At 60.3% G+C, this 19,792-nt stretch carries 19 protein-coding genes and 2 pseudogenes; 8 read left to right on the top strand and 13 right to left on the bottom strand.

The window, feature by feature from the left end:
• Nucleotides 1-163 precede the first annotated feature (163 nt).
• Nucleotides 164-1,387, top strand: a complete 1,224-nt coding sequence (locus AC1DS5_RS09020) for a CaiB/BaiF CoA transferase family protein (RefSeq protein WP_477717908.1) — start codon at nucleotides 164-166, stop codon at nucleotides 1,385-1,387.
• Between the two features lie 19 nt (nucleotides 1,388-1,406).
• Complete coding sequence (locus AC1DS5_RS09015; protein WP_477717907.1) at nucleotides 1,407-2,231, top strand: IclR family transcriptional regulator; 825 nt, start codon at nucleotides 1,407-1,409, stop codon at nucleotides 2,229-2,231.
• Nucleotides 2,232-2,285: 54 nt separating this feature from the next.
• Here the strand turns inward: AC1DS5_RS09015 and AC1DS5_RS09010 are convergent.
• From AC1DS5_RS09010 to AC1DS5_RS08965, 10 genes and pseudogenes are all read right to left on the bottom strand, one after another.
• Nucleotides 2,286-3,247, bottom strand: a pseudogene (locus AC1DS5_RS09010) (Bug family tripartite tricarboxylate transporter substrate binding protein).
• 49 nt (nucleotides 3,248-3,296) lie between these two features.
• Nucleotides 3,297-4,274, bottom strand: a complete 978-nt coding sequence (locus AC1DS5_RS09005) for an acyl-CoA dehydrogenase family protein (protein WP_477717906.1) — start codon at nucleotides 4,272-4,274, stop codon at nucleotides 3,297-3,299.
• A gap of 11 nt (nucleotides 4,275-4,285) precedes the next feature.
• A complete protein-coding gene (locus AC1DS5_RS09000) occupies nucleotides 4,286-5,443 on the bottom strand; it encodes an acyl-CoA dehydrogenase family protein (RefSeq protein ID WP_477717905.1) in 1,158 nt (385 codons plus the stop codon).
• Between the two features lie 18 nt (nucleotides 5,444-5,461).
• A complete protein-coding gene (locus tag AC1DS5_RS08995) occupies nucleotides 5,462-6,238 on the bottom strand; it encodes an SDR family NAD(P)-dependent oxidoreductase (protein WP_477717904.1) in 777 nt (258 codons plus the stop codon).
• Nucleotides 6,239-6,250: 12 nt separating this feature from the next.
• The gene (locus tag AC1DS5_RS08990; protein ID WP_477717903.1) at nucleotides 6,251-7,408 is read right to left on the bottom strand and encodes a thiolase; all 1,158 of its coding nucleotides are present in this window, start codon (nucleotides 7,406-7,408) and stop codon (nucleotides 6,251-6,253) included.
• Entirely contained in the window at nucleotides 7,408-7,791 is a 384-nt protein-coding gene (locus tag AC1DS5_RS08985; protein ID WP_477717902.1) for a Zn-ribbon domain-containing OB-fold protein, read from the bottom strand. The genes AC1DS5_RS08990 and AC1DS5_RS08985 overlap by 1 nt, the downstream gene beginning before the upstream one ends.
• A gap of 20 nt (nucleotides 7,792-7,811) precedes the next feature.
• Nucleotides 7,812-8,609 carry an enoyl-CoA hydratase/isomerase family protein gene (locus AC1DS5_RS08980; protein WP_477717901.1) on the bottom strand — a complete coding sequence of 266 codons (798 nt, stop codon included), beginning with the start codon at nucleotides 8,607-8,609 and terminating at the stop codon, nucleotides 7,812-7,814.
• 19 nt (nucleotides 8,610-8,628) lie between these two features.
• Nucleotides 8,629-9,090, bottom strand: coding sequence for a MaoC family dehydratase (locus AC1DS5_RS08975; RefSeq protein ID WP_477717900.1), 462 nt, complete (start codon nucleotides 9,088-9,090; stop codon nucleotides 8,629-8,631).
• A gap of 4 nt (nucleotides 9,091-9,094) precedes the next feature.
• Complete coding sequence (locus AC1DS5_RS08970; protein WP_477717899.1) at nucleotides 9,095-10,069, bottom strand: Bug family tripartite tricarboxylate transporter substrate binding protein; 975 nt, start codon at nucleotides 10,067-10,069, stop codon at nucleotides 9,095-9,097.
• A gap of 38 nt (nucleotides 10,070-10,107) precedes the next feature.
• The gene (locus AC1DS5_RS08965) at nucleotides 10,108-11,331 is read right to left on the bottom strand and encodes a CaiB/BaiF CoA transferase family protein (RefSeq protein ID WP_477717898.1); all 1,224 of its coding nucleotides are present in this window, start codon (nucleotides 11,329-11,331) and stop codon (nucleotides 10,108-10,110) included.
• Between the two features lie 247 nt (nucleotides 11,332-11,578).
• Here AC1DS5_RS08965 and AC1DS5_RS08960 point away from each other — a divergent pair, with 247 nt between their 5' ends.
• Together AC1DS5_RS08960 and AC1DS5_RS08955 are read left to right on the top strand one after the other, a co-directional pair.
• Nucleotides 11,579-12,373, top strand: a complete 795-nt coding sequence (locus tag AC1DS5_RS08960) for a crotonase/enoyl-CoA hydratase family protein (protein ID WP_477717897.1) — start codon at nucleotides 11,579-11,581, stop codon at nucleotides 12,371-12,373.
• Between the two features lie 79 nt (nucleotides 12,374-12,452).
• Nucleotides 12,453-13,358 (top strand): LysR family transcriptional regulator, encoded by a 906-nt coding sequence (locus AC1DS5_RS08955; RefSeq protein ID WP_477717896.1) that lies wholly within the window; start codon nucleotides 12,453-12,455, stop codon nucleotides 13,356-13,358.
• 350 nt (nucleotides 13,359-13,708) lie between these two features.
• On the opposite strand, the gene AC1DS5_RS08950 is transcribed toward AC1DS5_RS08955, so the two are convergent.
• The gene (locus AC1DS5_RS08950) at nucleotides 13,709-14,038 is read right to left on the bottom strand and encodes a hypothetical protein (protein ID WP_477717895.1); all 330 of its coding nucleotides are present in this window, start codon (nucleotides 14,036-14,038) and stop codon (nucleotides 13,709-13,711) included.
• Nucleotides 14,039-14,364: 326 nt separating this feature from the next.
• The gene (locus AC1DS5_RS08945; RefSeq protein WP_477717894.1) at nucleotides 14,365-14,697 is read right to left on the bottom strand and encodes a hypothetical protein; all 333 of its coding nucleotides are present in this window, start codon (nucleotides 14,695-14,697) and stop codon (nucleotides 14,365-14,367) included.
• A 917-nt stretch (nucleotides 14,698-15,614) separates the two neighbouring features.
• Here AC1DS5_RS08945 and AC1DS5_RS08940 point away from each other — a divergent pair.
• The 4 genes from AC1DS5_RS08940 (at nucleotide 15,615) to AC1DS5_RS08925 (ending at nucleotide 19,526) form a co-directional block, all read left to right on the top strand.
• Nucleotides 15,615-17,078 (top strand): tyrosine-type recombinase/integrase, encoded by a 1,464-nt coding sequence (locus AC1DS5_RS08940; protein WP_477717893.1) that lies wholly within the window; start codon nucleotides 15,615-15,617, stop codon nucleotides 17,076-17,078.
• 347 nt (nucleotides 17,079-17,425) lie between these two features.
• Nucleotides 17,426-17,698 carry a bactofilin family protein gene (locus AC1DS5_RS08935; RefSeq protein WP_477718005.1) on the top strand — a complete coding sequence of 91 codons (273 nt, stop codon included), beginning with the start codon at nucleotides 17,426-17,428 and terminating at the stop codon, nucleotides 17,696-17,698.
• A 13-nt stretch (nucleotides 17,699-17,711) separates the two neighbouring features.
• The gene (locus tag AC1DS5_RS08930; protein ID WP_477717892.1) at nucleotides 17,712-18,332 is read left to right on the top strand and encodes a hypothetical protein; all 621 of its coding nucleotides are present in this window, start codon (nucleotides 17,712-17,714) and stop codon (nucleotides 18,330-18,332) included.
• A gap of 183 nt (nucleotides 18,333-18,515) precedes the next feature.
• Entirely contained in the window at nucleotides 18,516-19,526 is a 1,011-nt protein-coding gene (locus AC1DS5_RS08925; protein WP_477717891.1) for a GSU2403 family nucleotidyltransferase fold protein, read from the top strand.
• 72 nt (nucleotides 19,527-19,598) lie between these two features.
• Here AC1DS5_RS08925 and AC1DS5_RS08920 read toward each other — a convergent pair.
• Nucleotides 19,599-19,751, bottom strand: a pseudogene (locus AC1DS5_RS08920) (transposase domain-containing protein); the annotation flags it as partial.
• Nucleotides 19,752-19,792: the final 41 nt, after the last annotated feature.

Raw genomic sequence — 19,792 nt, 5'->3', positions numbered from 1 at the left:
TCGGGTTTACGGCCTGAGGCCAAAAACCGGTTGGGAGCCAGTCTAGGCACGCTGCCTGAAAGCGCAAGCAGCGTTCCGCACAGCGGAATGGGGCGTTGATTTTTAAGGTGGTGCATGCGCACAATGAGTCGTTCCATTTCCTCAACTTTTAACGAAGCCGACCATGCAAGGTGCTCTTTCTCATATTCGTGTCCTCGACCTGACCCGTATCCTGGCGGGACCGTGGTGTACGCAAAATCTGGCGGATCTCGGCGCCGAGGTGATCAAGGTTGAACGCCCCGGAGTGGGTGACGATACGCGGACCTGGGGACCGCCCTGGCTGGCGGATGGCCAAGGCGGTAATCTGCCGGACTCCACCTATTTTTCCTCGGCCAACCGCGGAAAAAAATCCATCACCGTCGACATCGCGACAGATACCGGCCAGCAAATCATTCGCACCCTGGCCGAGAGCTGCGACGTGGTGGTTGAAAATTACAAGGTCGGTGATTTGAAGCGTTACGGCCTAGATTACGAGAGCCTGAAAAAGGTGAATCCCGCCCTTATTTATTGCTCCGTTACCGGCTTTGGTCAGGACGGCCCGTATTCCCATCGCCCCGGCTACGACTTTGTTTTTCAAGGCATGGGTGGCCTGATGAGCATCACCGGCGAGAAAGACGAATTGCCGGGCGCTGGGCCGCAGAAGGTCGGTATTGCCGTCGCGGACATCACCACCGGCATGTACGCCACGGTTGCCGTCCTGGGGGCGCTGGTGCACAGGGCTGAAACCGGTGTTGGCCAATACATCGATACGGCGCTGCTCGATTGCATCGTCGCCTTCGGGTCGAACCAGATCGCGGGTTTTTTCGCCACCGGCAAGGTGCCTCAGCGTTATGGAAACGCCCATGCCAATGCCGTTCCTTATGGCGTGTTTGCAGCCAGCGACGGGCAGATCATTCTGGCGATTGCCAACGATGGTCAGTGGCAAAAATTCTGCCGTGCGATGAATCTGCCAGAGCTGGGGCGCGATGAGTCCTTCCTGACCACACCGCAGCGTCTGATCCATCGTGAGCGGCTGATTCCCCAGGTCGCCCAGGCGCTGGCGCGCTGGAAGCGGGATGAATTGCTGGTCTTGCTGGAAGAGCATGGTGTGTCCTGCGCCCCGATCAATGACTACTCGCAAGTGTTTGCTGATCCTCAGGTTCAGGCCCGGCAACTGAAAACCGATATCGCCCATCCGGACGGGCATGTGGTGTCGACGGTCACCAGCCCGATCCGCCTGTCCGCAACGCCGGTTCGTACAGACATGGCCCCGCCGCGATTGGGGCAACACACCGACGAAGTGTTGGGTGCGCTGCTGGGATTGCCCCCGGAAACTCTGCTAACCTTGCGCGAGAAAAAAATCATTTAGCGATCACCGTCGCTGAGATATGAATGACTCGGCACCTGTAAGCTCTCCTGATCGTCAACTTGTCAACGCGCTGTCACGCGGGTTGCTGATCCTTGCCTGCTTCCGGGTCAGCCGGCCGCTGCTGACCAATGGCCAGCTCGCGGAGTACAGCGAGCTGCCGCGCTCCTCGGTGTCGCGCCTGACCCATACACTCGTCAAGCTGGGTTATCTCGAATACGACAGCCGCCATGCGGCTTATCGCTTGGGCGCGAAAGTTTTGTCGCTGAGTTATGCCATGTTGGGTGGTATGGCGATGCGCCCGCTGATTCTTCCGCATATGACCGAACTGGCGGAACGCGCCAACAGCCTGGTGGCGCTGGCGGCCTGTGAGGACTACAGCATGTTGATTGTCGAAGCGGTGATGGGCCGCAACACACTGGCCCAGCCGCTGGAGGTTGGTTCACATATGGCCTTGGACACCACGGCCATGGGCCGGGCCTACCTGGCCTCTTGCAGCGCCTCGGAGCAGAAGAAAATCATTCAGTACCTAACCAAAAGCAAGAAGCGTGATGCACAAGAGCTGAGTTTGGCGACCGCCAAAGCGATGGAAGAATACCGCGAACAGGGTTATTGCACGTCTATCCATGAATGGCGCGAAGGCGTTACCGGTGTCGCGGTTCCGCTTTACCTGAAGGACTTTGGCCGCACCATGGTCTTGACCTGCGGCGGCTCGGCCAAACAGCTAACGGCCAAACACATCACCGAAACGATCGCGCCGCTGCTGATCAAGACAGCGGGCGAAATCGAGCAGGCTTTCAAGGATTCCGGCAGCATGAACCTGCTGGGTCGAAGCCGGAAACGCTGAGTGATTTTTTGAGGCGCTGCGGACTTTGTGCCGCAGCGGCGCTTCTTGTTCGACTTACTCCTGCTCGACCTTGGCCTTGATCGCAATACGTTTCCACAGCGCGATTTCGGCGGCCTGGAATTTCCGCATTTCATCCGCACCACCGTTCATGACCTCCGCACCCAGGCGTTCATAAAACTCCTTGGTTTCCGGCAGGCGTTCGATTTGTGTCAGCAGGGCTGCAAGCTTGTCGGTTTCGGCTTTCGGTGTTTTGGCGGACACCATGGCGCCTACCCAGACATAGGCGGTGAAGCCCGGCACGCCGGCCTCGCCAAAATAAGGTACGGAAGGAAGAGTGGGTGAGCGGCGGTCCGAGGCGACGGCCAGTGCACGCAGCTTGCCGCCCTTGACCAGCTCATATGCGGCGGTGATGTCGGAAAACGCCATGTCCACGCTGCCCGAGGCGATGGCGATCAAGGCTTCGGAGGCGCCTTTGAACGGGACGTTGCGGATGTCCAGGTGCGCGCTGTCGTTTAGCGCTTCCGACATCAACTGGTAGCCAGCGGAACCCGCCGCGTAGTTGAGCTTGCCGGGCTGCGCCTTGGCCGCGCTGATCAGCTCTGCCAGCGTTTTATACGGGGAATTGGGTGGCACCACGAGCACGGTGGGCGCGCGCATCATCATGGTCAAGGGCGCCAGGTCGGTTTGCGGGTCGTAGGGCAGCTTCTTGAACAGGGCCACGTTGACGGCCAGCGACGAATTGCTGCCGACAAAAACGGTGTAGCCGTCGGCGGGCGCGGTGAGCAAGGCCTTGGCTGCAATAAAGCCGTTGGCACCCGGGCGGTTTTCCACCACCACGGGCTGACCGGTCAGTTCACCGAGCTTTTTCCCGAAGTAGCGTGCCGAGGTATCGGTGCCGCTGCCGGGGGGAAGGGAACAATGAATTTGATGGGCCTGGATGGGAACTCCTGCGCCCAGGCCTGCCCGGCGGGCAGCAGGCATGCGGCGCTGCACAAGACGGCCAGCGCCGGCACCATCCGGGATTTGATTTTTTGGAAGTTCATTTTGTCTCTTGGGGATAGAAATTTAAATCGTACGGACGAAGTCTGAAAGCGACAAATCGCTGGCGAGCACATGTTGGCCGACCAGCGTGTTCCAGTAAGCCTCCGATCCGTGGGCCATGCGCCACTCGTGCAGGCGACGGGTCAGCAGTTGGAGGTCGTATTCCTCCGTCACCCCGATGGCACCATGCAAGGCGTGGGCGGTAGCGGCGACCAGCACGGCCGCTTCGCTGGTACGTGACTTGGCCATGGCGCTGGCCAGCAGGGAGGGCGTTTTGTCGGCGCCCTGAAAGGCGGCTTCCGCCGCTATCGATGCAGCCGCCGTGTGTTCGGCCATCACGCTCAACTGGTGTTGTACCGCCTGAAATTTGCCGAGTGATTTTCCAAACTGAACGCGGTCGTTGCAGTACTGCAGCGTCATGTCGAACACGCGGTTCATCGCACCGCTGAGCAAGGCGGCATGCAGCGCGGCCCCGAAGGCAGCCAGCATTTTGCCCCCGCGTGGCGCGCAGATCGCGCTGCCGGCATCGGGCCAGGTGAGCGTCGCCGTGAGATGGTGCTGGACCCCCGTGCCTTGGCGCTGAGCCGCCGCGCAAGGCAGCAGCAACAGGGTATCGCAGTCGCTGGCGAGAACGAAGTCGGCCAGCATGCCAAAAGGTGTCAATGGACAGCTGACAGTGCCGTCCGCTTCGCGGCGAAAGGTCGCGGCCAGCGTGATCATGCCGGCGGGTACCGGTAACTGGGCGTCAAGCAGCGCACGGGCCACAATCGTTTGCGCTAGCGGCACCGGGACCGTGTAACGCCCCAAACAGCTCAGGATCGGAAACAGCTCGGCCAGGGACAGGTCGGCGCCGCCATCGGCCTCAGCCGCCAGCAGCTCCAGAAATCCCGCGTCCGCGACGGCGTCCCACAATGCGGCGACTGAGCCTCCGGCTTCGATCGCCCGCACGGCGGCCGGCGTGCACTGGTTTTTGAGAATGTCTTCAATGGCTTCTGCAAACATGGTTTTCTTTCTTAGCGCAAGCCCAGACCGCGCGCGATCATGCCGCGCAGGATCTCGCGCGTGCCGCCGCGCAACGAATAAGTCGGTGCAATCTGGCTCACATAGGCCACCGTGCGGTACAGGTCGGCGTCGACCGGCGCATCCGGGTCCATGGCGATGGCGGCTTCCAGGATGGCCGGGATGCTTTGCTCGAACTCCGTGCCTATGTCCTTGATCAGCGCCGCTTCCACGATAGGGCTTTCGCCGTTAACCAGTTTGCTGGTGACAGCGATGGACATGTTGCGCAGCGTGGTCAGGTGTGTGGCGAAACGCCCGATGGTGGCGGCGTGAACAGCGGCGCCCGGCATGCGGCGCAGGCAACTGATCCAGTGTTCCAGCAAAACGATGCTGGAGTAGATGCGTTCCGGGCCGCTGCGTTCGAAGGCCAGTTCGGCATTGACCTGGGCCCAGCCACTGCCTTCCTGGCCGATCAAGGCATCGTCGGCCAGCAGCACGTCGTCAAAAAAGACTTCGGAAAAATGGGCATCACCAGCCAGATCATGGATGGGGCGCACTGTCACACCGGGCAAGGACAGGTCGACAATAAACTGAGACAAGCCTTGTTGCCTGTCCTGCGCTTCGCCGGACGAGCGCACCAGGGCGATCATGTAGTGGCAGTGCTGCGCATTGGTTGTCCAGATCTTGCGGCCATTCAACCGCCAGCCGCCTTCACAGCGGGTGGCACGGGTGCCGACGCTGGCCAGATCCGAGCCGGCGTTGGGCTCACTCATGCCGATGCAAAAGAAGGCTTGGGCAGAGCAGATTTTGGGCAGATAAAACTGGCGCTGCGCTTCCGTGCCGAACTTGAGGATCAGGGGCCCGCTCTGGCGGTCGGCGATCCAGTGGGCGGACACCGGTGCGCCGGCGGCCAGCAGTTCTTCGACGAGCACGAAACGTGAGTAGGCATCCAGGCTGGCTCCGCCGTATGGGGCGGGCAGGGTCACCCCCACCCAGCCGCGTGCAGCCAGCTTCTTGCTGAAGGCGGCATCAAATCCCAGCCATGAGCGAGCCCGGATGTCCGGCGGCGTGGCCTCAAAACTGGACGCGAGAAATGCTTTCACCTCGGCGCGAAATGCATGGGTAGCGGCAGGGAGTGTGGCGAGCCGAAACGCCGATAACAGGTTGCTCAAGGAATTCTCCTGCGTGGATCAGACGCCGATGGTGTAGCCACCATTGGCCGACAAATGTTGGCCCGTGATGTAGGACGCTGCATCCGACAGCAGGAAACAGACCGGACGAGCCACTTCCAGCGGCTCGGCCCAGCGGCCCAGCGGGATTTGCGCTAGGTAGGTGTCGGCAAACTTCTCACTGCGGATGGTTTCGGTCATCGGCGTTTCCACCACGCCGAAGCCGACCGTGTTCACGCGCACGTTGTACTTGGCCCACTCGCGCGCGGCGCACATGGTCAGGCCCAGCAGGCCGGCCTTGGCCGCGCCGTAGTTGATCTGGCCGATGGTGCCGCGCCGACCGGCATCGGAGGAGATGTTGATGATGGAGCCCGCAGCCTTGTCGCCAGTGCGCGAACGCGCCAGCATGTGGCGACCTGCCGCCTGCAGAAAGTAGAAAGAACCCGACAGGTGAACATCGATGACCTGTTGCCAGTCTTCGGCCTTCATCTTTTCAATCATTGCGGGCCGGGTGATGCCGGCGTTGTTGACCAGGCCATGCACGGCGCCGAACTTGGCGACGGCTTCGTCCACGGTGCGTTGTGCAAATTCAATATCGGCCACACTGCCGACCATGGGCAACACGCGGTCCTTGCCGGCTTCGTCGCGGAAGGCCTCCAGCGCACCGGCGTTGAGGTCCACCGCTGTAACCGTGGCGCCCAGCTTCAATGCCAGGTCGGCGATGGCACGCCCAATGCCCTGGGCGGCACCGGTCACCACGATGCTTTTGTTTTTCAGCGAGAGGGATTCGTCATTCATGGCTGTTCTTTCTTAAAGTGTTTCTTCGGTACCGAGGATCAGCGTGGCCTGGCTAGACAGTTCGCCGCCGTTGCCATGGGCCACGGCCAGTTGTGCATCTTTCACCTGGCGCTCGCCCGTTTGCCCCATCAGTTGCTGCGTGGCCTCGACCATGGTGAACAGTCCGTACATGCCGGGATGTACGCAGGACAGCCCGCCGCCGTTGGTGTTCACGGGCAGGGCGCCGCCCGGGGCGATGCGACCGTTTTCCACAAAAGCACCGCCTTCGCCTTTCTTGCAAAAACCGAGGTCTTCGAGGAACAGGATGGTGTTGATGGTGAAGGCGTCGTAGACCTCGACCACGTCAATATCCGAAGGCTTGACACCGGCCTGGGCAAAGGCGCGCGCGCCGGAGGAGACTGCCGCCGTGGTGGTCAGGTCGGGCATGGAGGTGATGTCGCGGTGATCGGTGGCCGCAGCGGCACCCAGCAGATAAACCGGCCGCCTGGCCAGGTGTTTGGCGCGTTCCGCGCTCACCATGACCACGGCTGCCGCGCCGTCGGTCACCAGGCAGCAGTCGCGCACGCTGATGGGGTCCGACACCATGCGTGCCTTGAGGTAATCTTCCATCGTGAGCGGGTCACGCATGAATGCATCGGGATTGAGCTGGGCCCAGCGGCGTGCAGCCAGGGCGACCTCGCCGAGTTGCTCGCGCTTCAAGCCATATTCGTGCATGTAGCGCGAGGTCGCCAGCGCATAGGCACCGACCGGACGTCCAAGTTTGTAAGGTGCTTCATAGGCCGACGGCCGCATGGCGCTGACCAGCCCGCCCGACGCCGTGCGCTGGTTGCTGCCGTAGGCAATCAGGGCCACGTCGCATTGCCCGGCCTCGATGGCCAGCGCCGCCCACATGGCATGCGTCAGGAAGGCCGAGCCGCCGGTGCGGTTGTTTTCGGTCAGCCGGGGCTGGATGCCCAGATATTCCGCGAAGGTCAGGCCCGACAGGAAATCATCGGGCAGGCCGATGAACAGGCCGTCGACATCGGAGGGCTTGAGGCCGATCTGATCGAGTGTGCCCAAACTGGCCGAAACCGCGAGGTCCATGGAGCTGCGCCCTGGGGACTCGCCCATGCCATAGGTGGCGGCGGCCACGATGGCCGATTTGCCGCGCGGGAATTTGTCTTGTGTCATCAGTTGTTTCCTGTGTCTGTGGCCACCTCGAACAGCAGGAGAGGGCGTTCATCCTGTGTCCCAATGCGGGCTTGCACCTTCATGCCGATATACACCGCATCGGGCGCCATGCCTTCGACACGGCTCATCACGCGCGGGCCTTCCTCCAGGTCCACCAGCACCACGTTGTAAGGCTGTTGCGGTGGCTTGACACGCACCACCGTGGTGGCATGGACGGTGCCGCGGCCCGAGGCCTCCACCCATTCGAGGTCGCGCGCGCCCGTGACGGGTTCGGCCACACGGGGATAAAAGAAACATTTGCCGCTGCTGCGTGAACGCTGGAGCATGAATTTTCCCTGCGCCAGGTGGTCAAAAAATTCCTGCTCGGGTCGGATCTCAGTCATGAATAGTCTCCTCCATCAAATCAGGGTTTGGCATCAGGCCATTGGTACAAAGGCGCTTCCTTGGCCAGGAAGCGGCGCACGGCTTCTTCGTGGAAGTCGCTCTCGCGGCACATGGCTTGTGCCATGGATTCCTGTGCATAAACCGTCTTTCGGTCGGATTCGAAAGCGTGGTTCATCACACTCTTGGCGATACCCAGCGCCCCGGTCGGCGCACTGTGGAAACGTTCTGCAAAGTCCAGCGCGGACTGCAGCAGGTCTTGCTCGCAAATGGTCTGCACCAGGCCCATCTCCTTGGCCTCCTGGACGCCGACCACGCGGCCGGTGAAGACCAGGTCCTTGGCGCGTGACAGGCCGATGGCGCGCGGCAGCAGGTACATCGCACCCGTATCCGGGATATAACCGAGCCGTGCAAACACGCTGCAAAACTTGGCGCGCGGCGAGGCCAGCACGAAGTCGGCGCACAGCGCCAGCGACAAGCCGGCACCAAAGGCCACGCCATCGACAGCGGCGATCACGGGTTTTTCGAGGTCCACCAGCTCGTCAAACCAGCGGTGGATTTTCCGGATCCGTTCGCGGCCTTCGAAGATGTCGCGTTTTTTCCCCTGCTGCTCGCCCATGGCCTTGATGTCGCCGCCGGCGCAGAAGTGACCGCCGGCACCCGTGAGCACAATCGCGCGCACCGACTCGTCGTCGCGCACCTCCGCCACCGCGGCGGCAAAGTCTTCCCGCATCGCGAAGTCCAGTGCATTGCGCTGGTCGGGCCGGTTCATGGTCAGAACCGCCGTCGCATCCACCCGTTTGATCTCTATGGCAGCCATGTGTGGGTTCTCCAGTTGTTCAGTAGCGGATTTGCATGAGCCAGGTGGCGACCATCACGGGCCGCTCGGCGCCTTCAATATGGATTTCCACATGCCAGAAGCAGCGCACTTCATCCGGTTTGATGTCGTCCACCCGTTCCAGCTGGAAGCGGCCCACCAGTTTCGAGCCGCTGGGCACGGGGCCGGTGAAACGCACTTTGTCGAAGCCATAGTTCAGGGCCATCTTGCGATTGGGAAAGGCAAAGCAGCGGTGGTACCAGCCCGTGACCAGCGACAGCGTCAGCAGACCGTGGGCAATCGTTGTCTTGAAGACGGACTCGGTCGCGGCGCGCTCGGGATCGGTGTGTATCCATTGCTTGTCCTGCGTCACACCGGCGAACACGTTGATCATGTCCTGGTCAACCGTGATCGCGTCGCCGCTCACAGCGGTTTGACCGACAAAGGCCTTGATGGCCTCAATAGAGTCAAAACTTTTTTGCATGCTGTCAGTCCGCTTTCACGCCCAGCGACTTGGCCAGCGGAATCCAGCGTGCACGTTCGTCGGCAATGAACTTGCCGAAAACTTCCGGCGAGCCGGGCATGGGTTGGGCGCCGATGGTACGCAGCTTGTCGAGCAGCTCGGGCTTCCTGAGCGCTTCGTTGATGGCCTTGTTCATTTCGTTGACGATCGCCGGCGAGGTGCGTGCCGGCGCGACCACGCCAAACCAGGCGCTGGCCTCGGCATTCGGGTAGCCGACCTCCTTCAGGGTGGGGATGTTCGGTAGTTGCGGAAAGCGCGTGTTGTCGAGAATCGCCAGCGCGTGGATTTTGCCGGCCTTGACCTGTTGCATGGACGAGGGCAGCGCATCGAACATGATGTCGACGTTATTGCCCATCATGCTCATGATGGCGGGCGCGCTGCCGGCATAAGGAACATGGGTCACCTTGAAGCCCATCAGCGTGCTGGCGTATTCACCCGCGAGGTGGGTGATGTTGCCACTGCTGGCCGAGCCCATGGTCAGCTTCCCCGGGTCTTTTTTACCCAGCGCGATCAACTCGCTGACGGTGTTGACCTTCAGCTCCTTGCGTGTGACCAGCAACAGCGGGGACTTGCCCATGCCGGCCACGGGAATGAAGGCCTTTTCCGGGTCATAAGGCATCTTGGCGTAAAGCGCGGCGTTGATGACCAGTGGTGCGTTGGATCCGACAAAAAATGTCTTGCCGTCGGGCTCGGCGCGCGCCACGATATCCCCGGCGATCATGCCGGCCGCGCCGGCCTTGTTGTCGATGATGATGGGCCGGCCCAGAATGAGGGAGGCGTCCTGAGCGACCAGGCGTGTGATCTGGTCGGCAGCGCCGCCTGCGGGGTAAGGCACGACAAAACGGATAGGCGCGTCTTGTTGCGCCTGGACGCTGGAGCTGCCAAAGGCCAGGAAAAGGGACGCGGCTGCAACAGCGCGGCGGGTGAATCGAATGTTCATGGGAAGGTCTCCGGTTGGTTTTTATCGGGTGGGGGCGTTCAGACGACGCCTCGGGCTTGCAGGTCGGCCATACGTTCGTCGGACAGCCCCAGCCGCTCGCTCAGGATGGCTTGGTTGTGTTCGCCCAGCGTGGGTGCCGAACGCTCATAACGGATAGGCGTGGCGGACAGCCGGATCGGGTTGGCGACGCTGGGTGCATGGACGCCTGTTTTGTGCGGTAAGGACAGTTGCATGTCGCGATGTGTGACCTGCGGATCTTCGAACACCTGCTTCATGTTGTGGATGGGGCCGCAGGGCACGTTGTTGGCTTCCAGCAGCGTGACCCACTCTTCCATGGTGCGTGCCAGCATGGCTTCGGCGATCAGGGGGATCAGTGTCGTGCGGTTGCGGTTGCGTTGCGCGCTGCTGATGTACAGCGGATCGGTCGCCAGCAGCGGACGTTCAATCATCTTGCAGAAAGCCGCGTACTGGCCGTCGTTGCCGACGGCGATGATGATGTCACCTTCCTTGCAGCGGAACACCTGGTAAGGCACCATGTTGGAGTGCGCGTTGCCCATGCGTTGCGGGATTTTTCCCGACAGGAAGTAATTGATCGCCTGGTAGGAGTTGATCGAGACGATGCAGTCCAGCAGGGACATGTCGATGTACTGGCCCTCACCGCTTTCGCGCCGGTGTTCAATGGCGGCCAGAATGGCGGTTGTCGCGTACATGCCGGTGAGCAGGTCGCTGATGGCGATGCCGCTTTTCATGGGGGCCGCGCCGGGCTCACCGTCGGGGATGCCGGTGATGCTCATCAGGCCGCCCATGCCCTGAAACACATAGTCGTAACCCGGCAGCGCCGCATAGGGGCCGCTCTGGCCGAAACCGGTGACCGAGCAGTAGACCAGGCGTGGATTGATCTTGCGCAGGTCGTCGTAGGCCAGGCCATAACGGGCCAGCGTGCCAACTTTGTAGTTTTCGACCAGGATGTCCGCATCGCGCACCAGTTGACGAATGATCTCCTGGCCGTCCGGGCTGGCCAGATCGACGGTCACCGATTGTTTGCCGCGGTTGGCGCTCAGGAAGTAGGAGGAGTCGCGGGTTTCCTGGCCGTTGGCGTCCTTCAGGAAAGGAGGGCCCCAGGCGCGGGTGTCGTCGCCCACGCCGGGCCGCTCGATCTTGATGACTTCAGCACCCATGTCGGCAAGGTTTTGCGTGGCCCACGGGCCGGCAAGGATGCGGGTCAAATCGAGCACCTTGAGGTGCCCTAGCGCCGTTTTCATGGGGAACTCCTGTCTATTTCGATGAGCCAAGGATAGGAGTAGTGCCTGATACCGTCCAATATTTATTAGTTGATTTTTGATATTTTTTTGGTATCAATTTTTTGAGAGATTTTTATTAAATAATCTGAATAATGCATCCATTTAGCAATACGTATTTGGTATCAATTTTGTATCTATCGATATTGGACGGTGTGAGGTAAATCCTCTACGCTGGAGGTCTATGACACAGCCTGAGGAGGCCCATCCCATGTCCGACTTTCTTTTGTACGAACAGCAAGGCCACGTGGTCACGCTGACCATGAACGAACCCGAGCGCCGCAATCCGCTGACGGGTAATTCGGCCGTGCCGGACTTTCTGGCCGCGATAGACCGCATTCACAACGACCGCAGCGTGCGCGCCGTCATCCTGACCGGGGCCGGTACGGCTTTTTCCTCCGGCGGCGACATCCGCGACATGGAGCGACAGGCTTCTGGCGAGGTCAGCGGCATGCAGATTCGCCAGGAATACCGCACCGGCATCCAGCGACTGCCGCTGGCACTGTTCAACCTCGAAGTTCCGGTCATCGCTGCGGTCAATGGCGCTGCTATAGGCGCCGGCCTGGACGTTGCCTGCATGTGTGATATTCGTATCGCCTCGGAACATGCCAAATTTGCCGAAAGTTTTGTCAAGCTGGGGATCATTCCGGGCGACGGCGGCGCCTGGCTGCTGCCCCGCATCATCGGTATGTCGCGTGCGTCCGAGATGTCCTTCACGGGTGAGGTCATTGGGCCGGACCTCGCAGCGAGCTGGGGCCTGGTGTCGCGCGTGGTGCCAGCCCATCAACTGCTTGCCACGGCGAATGAGCTGGCCTTGCGCATTGCGGCCAATCCGCCGCATGCCGTGCGCCTGACCAAGCGGCTGCTGCGGGAAGCCATGCACACGCGCCTGGACACACTGCTGGAAATGGCGTCGGCCTTTCAGGCGATGTCGCATCAGACGGATGACCACAAGGAGGCGGTTTCGGCCTTTCTGGCCAAGCGCCCTCCTGTTTTCAAGGGCTGAGGTGCGCGCAGGCGAGGCGCTGGCGGCGGCGGCGGCGGGACGCTCAGTTATGCTTGGCGGCAACGATTCCGCCAAACCCATGGACCTGCGACGCATCCGCCACTTCGTCATCCTTGCCGAGACGCTCAATTTCCGCCGTGCGGCAGAACGCCTGCACATGGCGCAGCCGCCGCTGACGGTTTCCATTCAGAAGCTGGAAGCGGAGCTGGGCGTCAAATTGTTTGCCCGCGAATCCACCGGTGTCACGCTGACGGCCAGCGGGCGGGCTGTGCTGGTGGAAGCCAAGAGGCTGCTGTTTCACGGCAACCAGCTTCGCGAGACGGCGAAAAGCACGGTCGAGGGAACCGGTGGAACCTTGCAGATCGGTTTTGTCGGCTCGACCACCTATGGGATGCTGCAAAAACTGCTGCCGCTGTTTCGCGCCGAATATCCCGGCGTTGAATTGATCCTGCGTGAAGCAACCTCGGTGGACATCATGCAGCAGCTGGAAGACAACGCACTGGATATTGGCCTGGTGCGCGTGCCGCTGTTGCAGGCATCCAAGGCAACGCTGGTCCAGCTGGAGCGCGACGAATATATCGCAGCGCTGCCCCGCGGCAACGCTTTGGCTAATAAGGGGCTGCTCAAACTGTCAGACATGGCTGGCGAGTCGTTCATCATGTATGCCCCCACGCATGCCTCCGGTCTGCACAGTACGGCCATGCTCGCTTGCCAGCAGGCCGGGTTCATCCCCCGCGTGGCACAACAAGCCATCCAGATTCAGACCGTGCTGGCGTTGGTGGAAAGCGGGCTGGGTGTGGCGCTCGTGCCATCGGTTATGCAGCGCTTTGTCAGCAACAAGATCGTCTATCGCCCCTTCGTGGACTTTCCATCGGCCGCATCCATCGGGCTGGCGCTGGCCTACATGGCCGAGACGGAGAGCCCGGCCGCAAGCAGATTTCGCAAGCTTGCTTCTCGCGAGTTTCCGCCGAGGCACCAACAATAATTCTGCCGTGCGATCCGAATAAGATAGTCGTCCCTAAACCTGACCGCATTGCGCAGTGGATAGGCCTCAGCAGCCATGTACGTTCCACGGACCAGACTCAGGGGCGCCTTGCCAAGGTACGGGAAGAAGTACTCGGCATGCGGGTCTGGCTTTAACGCACGCAACCGCCGAGCTGCAACGACGTCCACTCCCCACGAAGCAATCTCAAGGTCTTGCTCGGGCTCTTCCCACTCGACCCAGACCGGGGCCTCTTGGAATGCTGCTTGGGTAAGTTCGTCGCGGGTAATGAACTTGAAATCAATCATGTTTGCACAAATTGAACAGCGAGGTCGAACATCCGCAGTTGGCCGTTAGCCGGCCGCGGCCTTGAACGAGAGACTCATCAGGTGGGCCCAATGGTGAACCAACGAGACAAGTACCTCCGTGACGTACTCGTCGTCTTCATCTGCAAACATCACAGGTGGGAACCAGTCCGTAATGCCGCCCATCCCGGCAGGCTTAACGCGACGTGCATGCTGGACCGCCTGCTCGACATTCTTGCCTTCGAGGGCGGCCAAGCATTGCAAAAGGTCGGCAACAGGCTCGCCCTGATGGTCACGAATGAACTTGATGAGAGCTCGAGTCGCCCGAGTTTGTTCGCACAGCCACGTTGGTTCGTACATCGATTTAAGTCGAGTCATTTGCGGATTCTGACAGGACGCGGGCCGTCCGCTTCTGGCCGGTTGCTGGTGCTGCGGTCATCGAAATCGTCGCCCCATTGCTGACGGTCAAGTTGTTGGTTCCAATGTCGGGAATGGAGCAAGCAATTCCGTAAGTCGACTGGCTCTTGTCAGTCTCTTGCAGGCATTCGACGGCACACGTTTGACCGGCAGCTGTTGGCCGGTTGCGGGTGCAGCAATCATCGAAATCGGCGCCACATTGCCGACACCCAACCTGCCGATGTCAACGTCGGGTATGGAGCGAGTATTTCGGATAGCCCTATTGTTGGGGGTATTTCAATAGCCTGTTAGGACAGGCCAAACTGGACTGCGGCCATCATCTTGAGCAGCTCGAAATTGACCTTGAGAAGATCCATGGGGAGTTCGGGTTTTGCGAGGTCACGCAGTTTCAGCTCGTCCACCATACGGTTCAGGTGGCCATCGAACTCTTGACCTTCACCCCAGAGAGACACATCAGAGCGATGGTCCAACTTGAGTAGCTTCAACTTGAGCAGATCACGACCTGCAGGGCTATCCAGAAGCCAGTGGCGGTTCGGGCCTTCAACTGCCATTGCTGGCTCAGGAACATAGTTCTGGCGAAAGTCTTCTGCAGTCAGCTCTTTATCAACACGAGTAGTCATATGTACCTCTCAATTTGCCTTTGACACATACAGAATCTCACAGAAACGGTCTACGTCAACCACCCAAAATGCAACGGGCAAAGGAAGACTGCCTGAGGCTCATCACCCGAGGCGGCTACACGCATAAAAATGGCCGGAACATCCGGCCACTTCTGCATGCATCTGGTCTCAAACTCGCTTCTAGTCAGAGTAGGCGATTGGCGCACCCGCAAAGTAGTCGGCGTCCAATCCAGTTATAGCTGCGAAGTCACCGCCAAACGGAATATCAGCAGGGGTACTCGTCCCTGAAACCGGTGCAGGTACGGGGGCCGCCGGCGCGGGAACCTGATTCGATGGCGGTGCGCTCTCCGATGACGCATGGCCAATCATGGGCACCTTGCCGTTGAGCCTCATTTCCAGTTGCAACCCAAGTCGCAGCAGGTAAACAATCTCGCGCGACCGACGCTTCGAACCAGCCAACCGCTTCAACAACTCCGGGGTGTCGCTATCGACAATAAAGCGAATGCGGACTTTAGGAGAGCTTGCTAACGAGCCGCGACCAAACCTGACATGCCCGCCTGGGGCCGCAAAAAACAGGAAACCAATCACCAGCGTGATGGCACGAAAGACCGTGGGGACAGGTGCGCCCTTGTGAGCCCAGTGACGTCAGCACCGGAGGAACAGAGCAGTGAGATTGAAAAGCGCGATGCCTATGAGCACAGATGCACACCCTGCACCTGTACCCGGCTATGCGCCCTATGAATTGAAAACAGGAACGTGACATGCCTATGCCAGCGACCAAGACCGACGACACGACGCTATTCAAATACGTGGGCACAGGCATGTCACGGCCAGCACTGGACCAACAGACACCTACTTGATGGGCTCCGTGACTTCCATTTCAAACCAGTAAGTACATCCAAACCGAAAGCGTAGATATGACCAAACAAGACCAAACCGCTCTCCACGGCAGCAAAGAACTCAGCGCCCGGGAAGTCAACCGCCTGATCTCATCAGAACTCAGAAGCGCCAAGCGCGTCGCCCAGGCCAAACGAGCAGGCTCCGGCACGGGCGTGAGTGTCCTGCAGCGCGCCCAGCAACGCTACAAAAGGAACCCCAAGGCGCAAATGGCCATGTTCTTCGGCGAATTCACCCTGCGCGCCGGAACCGGCAGAGCACGCCCCGTATCAGAACGCACCCGCACCGTCTACGCCGACGAGCTCATCCGCATGCTCGATGAACTCAGTGAACTTCGCGCAGGCGTGCAGGAAATAGGCGAAATCGGCAAAAGCCATGCCGTCAAACTCATCAAACACTGGGGCGCGCGCGGCCAGGCCGCCTCCACCATCCAGAACAAGATCAGCATCCTGCGCCGCTTCCTCACGTTCATCGGAAAAGACAGCGCCATCCCCAAGGGAGAGGACTTGAAGACCTGGCTCAACCGCCAGGGTGTCACCGCACCCATTACCCGGCAGAACATCCCCACCGAGAGCAAGGCATGGGATGAGAACCAGGTTGACCTGCACAAGGTGCTGGCCGAGCTGAGCAAGGAAAGCGCCATCACCGCCATCCAACTGGAGGTACAGGCGGCATTCGGCCTGCGCATGAAGGAATCCATCCAGCTCAATCCCCAGGCGGCAGACTGCGGCACCTTCCTGCGCGTCCTACACGGCACCAAAGGCGGCTTGCCACGCGACGTGGACTTTGACGAGGACCCTGCCATGCGCGAGTGGCAGAGAGATGTACTTGAACGGGCAAAACTCCACGCCCAGCAAAATCGCAAGGGAACCCTGTCCATCCAGGGCAAACGCCTGGATCAGAGCAAGGCCCACTTCTATTACCAGTGCCGCAAAATCGGCATCACCCGCGACCAGCTCGGCGTCACCGCCCATGGCCTGCGCCACCAGTACGCCGCCCGCCGCTATGCCCGACTGGCAGGCATGGCCGCGCCAGTGAGCAAGAACGCCCCCCTGCACGTCACCGACGAAGTACGCAGCGCCGATCTGGCTGCCCGGGAACAGGTCAGCCGCGAACTCGGCCACTTTCGCCCCGACATCACCCAGGCTTACACCGGCTCCCTGCCCATGATGGAAAAGGGACGCAAACAGCGCATCCGTGACTGGGTACAGCGCACGGAGGAAAACCCTGAATTCCAGACCGCCATGAAAGACGCCGGCGTTTTCGCCGTCTGGATGGGGGGACGCTTTGCCATGGGTCTGGAAGTGGTGGCCAGCGAGAAATTCCGGCTCATCGTCCAGACCGCCAGCCGCCAGCCCCTGGATGGGGATGCCCGCTTCATGCTCAAACAGCGCCTCATGGGCATGTACGACCGCGCCATCGACCTCAGCGAGCACTTTGAAACCGGCCAGCCCGACGACGCGCTGGAACTCATGGTCCGCTGATTCAGAACGGCACCACAGCCCCACACCCCGGATAACTCAGAGCCTCAACCCACCCTCAGAAAAGAAAACATCATGTCAGCAAGCTGGGCAGGCCATGGCGGACGCTGGAAATCCGTTTCCCTATCCGTTGGGGCCGGGTGCGCCAGGACATGCGACGCCCTCGCCGCAGTGGTATGGGCCTACCGCAACGAATTCCGTCAGACCCTTCCATTGACAAACCCGCAATCCGTGTGAAGCTGGTTTCAACCCATTACCTATTTCATCGATCCCAATAGGAGAACCCCATATGACCCGTCTCGCCTCCCTCTTCAAAGCAGCCATGGTGTCCGCGGTGATGCTGGCCTGGCATTCGTCTCGACGGTGAGTACAACGGCAAGATCGAGCTGGACAAGGCCGGCTCCATCCATACCGCTGGCGGCGCAACTATTGCCACCGGTCGGATCACTGCGGACTACATCTACGTGGAAGGTATTGTGAACGGCAAGCTCCACGCTCGAAAAGTCATCGAGCGCAGCCCCACAGCCAAAGTGAAGGGCGGCATCCAGTACGACGCAGATCTGATCATGCACCCTAGCGCCCGCATTTCCGGTCAAATCAACGGCCCCGAGACCAACCTGTAATCCCAGGGACTGCATGCAAAAAAACGAAGATCAGTTCTGGGCAAACTTGTTGGTAGGCAGCAATCCGGGATGGTCGGTAAGCATGGCAAAAAGTTGGGGTGAGGGCGGTGCAGCCCTTGCGCATCTATCGGCCAAAATCTACGCCTTCGACACCAGCACCGGCTGGAGTGGAACCTGTGCGGTCACCCCTGACGACTTGATTCAGGCGGCGGACATTCTGGAAGGGTCCCATACCAGGCGGAATGCGGCCGTCAGCTGCGCTCATCGCGAACTGCTGCGTGCAGCAGATGGGATGGCCACCGCCAGCGAGGATGCAACTCGTCGCGCCATGGTGCTGAGCATGTATTACGTGGCCCAGTCCCAAACACTGAAGGTGGTTCGTTCGCGTTATGGCTCCGTGCGCGGGCACTGGCTGTGCTTGCTCTACCGCTTCAAGCAGGGACTGAGCATGATTCGACCTGCTTTTCGAAATAATGTTACCGGCCGCGAGTCGATGTCACAGGAAATGCTTGCCCGGTGGGCCAGCGAAGTGATGCATGAAGACCAGAACGCCCAGGACTCTGGGTTGCTGCGCCAGCTGCGCGCAGGCAATCAACTGCTGCTTAGAAATCACTTTTTGGTAACGCCGAAATAGCCCGTTAGATCACCGCATGGTGTTGGTGAAGGCTCTCAATTCGCCCGCCATTTCTGGATGGGTGAGCGTCTGTGTGGGGCCACTTACGTCGTTGATGACGTATCGATGGTGTAAAAATTCATATAACTTATTGATTTTATTGAATTAGCCGTACAAAATGCAAAAACAATATTTATACGGCTAATGGACTATCTACCGCTTTCAGACAACGCAGCCCGACAAGTCATCGACGCTTCCACCATCTTCGAGGAGTGGCGCCGCGTTGAGAGGGCGGCGCGGGCCTACGTGGGCGGCATGTACTGGAAGCGGCAGGGGGAATATGAGTACCTCGTCAAAACCCTGCCCGACAACCGTCAAAAGCGCATCGACCCACGCTCCGCCAAGACGGAGGCGATTTTCAAGGATTTCACCGAGCGCAAGACCGAGATAGAGGCGCGACTGAAGTCACTGCAAGGCGCCCTGAAAGAGGCCGAGCGATTGAACAAGGCGCTGAAGGCTGGTCGTGTGCCGTCCAAAGTCGTTGCCGTATTGCAGGCTCTTGAGGGTGCGGGTCTGGGTGAACATTTCAGGGTGGTTGGTACCCACGCTCTGTACGCCTATGAGACGGCTGCTGGCGTTCGCATCGTGCAGGGAGCGCTGGCAACGCAGGATATCGACCTGCTTTGGGATGCCGGGCGGCGCGTGAGCTTTGTCACCACCATGGACAAGCTCGACAAGTCTATGCTCGAGGTGCTGCAAAAGGCCGAACCGAGCTTTCGGCGCAAGGAGGGGCAGGCCGAAACAGCGATTGATGATAAGGGGTTCGAGGTGGACTTCCTGCGCCGCCAGGTCGCAGAGGGTGACCCCCACCCGTTTCGTTTCACGGACGACGAGGAGGACTTGTGGCCCGTGCAAGCCGAGCGCGCTGCGGTGCTGACAAGTACGCCCCTGTTTGAGCATCTGGTCATCTCCGCGACGGGGCGCATGGCGCTTATGCGAACCATTGACCCCGCTGTGTTCGTGAGCTTCAAACGCTGGATGGCTGACAACGCGCAGAAAAGGCCAGAGCTAAAGCGGCGACGCGATGTGCGCCAGGCCGATATCGTGGAAGCGCTCTTGAAGGAGGGTCTGCTGCAGACGCAAGTCCCGACCACTGCCCCGGCGCCAGAGCCGGAGCAGGTGCCCAACGAGTCGGGTACAAGTCCAGCGCCATGAGGCTTAGTGGCGTGCTGGTGTGCTGGTGTGCACCGCAGGTGGACACCCTTCAAGGCAAAGGCGATGGAGAGGTCAGGCGGGCGGCCGCTGGTTGTCATTGTCTGGCTGTCGCTGGATTTGGGCCGCCACATTCCATGGCAACAATTGAGCCACCCGGTTGACCGGATGCTCACCGATGCGCTGCAACACATGGCGCAAGTACGCCTCGGGGGTCGAGTCCAGGCCGACGTGCCCCTCGAATGAAAAGTGTTGAGGTTTTAATTTAT

The sequence above is a fragment of the Polaromonas sp. P4_H1 genome, assembly GCF_056400945.1.
This window is presented reverse-complemented; position numbering and strand designations above follow the sequence as displayed.

Bases quoted from the DNA above. Each gene is read 5' to 3' on its own strand.
- AC1DS5_RS09020 (WP_477717908.1), top strand. From the start codon at position 164: ATGCAAGGTGCTCTTTCTCATATTCGTGTCCTCGACCTGACCCGTATC.
- AC1DS5_RS09015 (WP_477717907.1), top strand. From the start codon at position 1,407: ATGAATGACTCGGCACCTGTAAGCTCTCCTGATCGTCAACTTGTCAAC.
- AC1DS5_RS09005 (WP_477717906.1), bottom strand. From the start codon at position 4,274: ATGTTTGCAGAAGCCATTGAAGACATTCTCAAAAACCAGTGCACGCCG.
- AC1DS5_RS08995 (WP_477717904.1), bottom strand. From the start codon at position 6,238: ATGAATGACGAATCCCTCTCGCTGAAAAACAAAAGCATCGTGGTGACC.
- AC1DS5_RS08990 (WP_477717903.1), bottom strand. From the start codon at position 7,408: ATGACACAAGACAAATTCCCGCGCGGCAAATCGGCCATCGTGGCCGCC.
- AC1DS5_RS08985 (WP_477717902.1), bottom strand. From the start codon at position 7,791: ATGACTGAGATCCGACCCGAGCAGGAATTTTTTGACCACCTGGCGCAG.
- AC1DS5_RS08980 (WP_477717901.1), bottom strand. From the start codon at position 8,609: ATGGCTGCCATAGAGATCAAACGGGTGGATGCGACGGCGGTTCTGACC.
- AC1DS5_RS08975 (WP_477717900.1), bottom strand. From the start codon at position 9,090: ATGCAAAAAAGTTTTGACTCTATTGAGGCCATCAAGGCCTTTGTCGGT.
- AC1DS5_RS08970 (WP_477717899.1), bottom strand. From the start codon at position 10,069: ATGAACATTCGATTCACCCGCCGCGCTGTTGCAGCCGCGTCCCTTTTC.
- AC1DS5_RS08965 (WP_477717898.1), bottom strand. From the start codon at position 11,331: ATGAAAACGGCGCTAGGGCACCTCAAGGTGCTCGATTTGACCCGCATC.
- AC1DS5_RS08960 (WP_477717897.1), top strand. From the start codon at position 11,579: ATGTCCGACTTTCTTTTGTACGAACAGCAAGGCCACGTGGTCACGCTG.
- AC1DS5_RS08955 (WP_477717896.1), top strand. From the start codon at position 12,453: ATGGACCTGCGACGCATCCGCCACTTCGTCATCCTTGCCGAGACGCTC.
- AC1DS5_RS08950 (WP_477717895.1), bottom strand. From the start codon at position 14,038: ATGACTCGACTTAAATCGATGTACGAACCAACGTGGCTGTGCGAACAA.
- AC1DS5_RS08945 (WP_477717894.1), bottom strand. From the start codon at position 14,697: ATGACTACTCGTGTTGATAAAGAGCTGACTGCAGAAGACTTTCGCCAG.
- AC1DS5_RS08940 (WP_477717893.1), top strand. From the start codon at position 15,615: ATGACCAAACAAGACCAAACCGCTCTCCACGGCAGCAAAGAACTCAGC.
- AC1DS5_RS08930 (WP_477717892.1), top strand. From the start codon at position 17,712: ATGCAAAAAAACGAAGATCAGTTCTGGGCAAACTTGTTGGTAGGCAGC.
- AC1DS5_RS08925 (WP_477717891.1), top strand. From the start codon at position 18,516: ATGGACTATCTACCGCTTTCAGACAACGCAGCCCGACAAGTCATCGAC.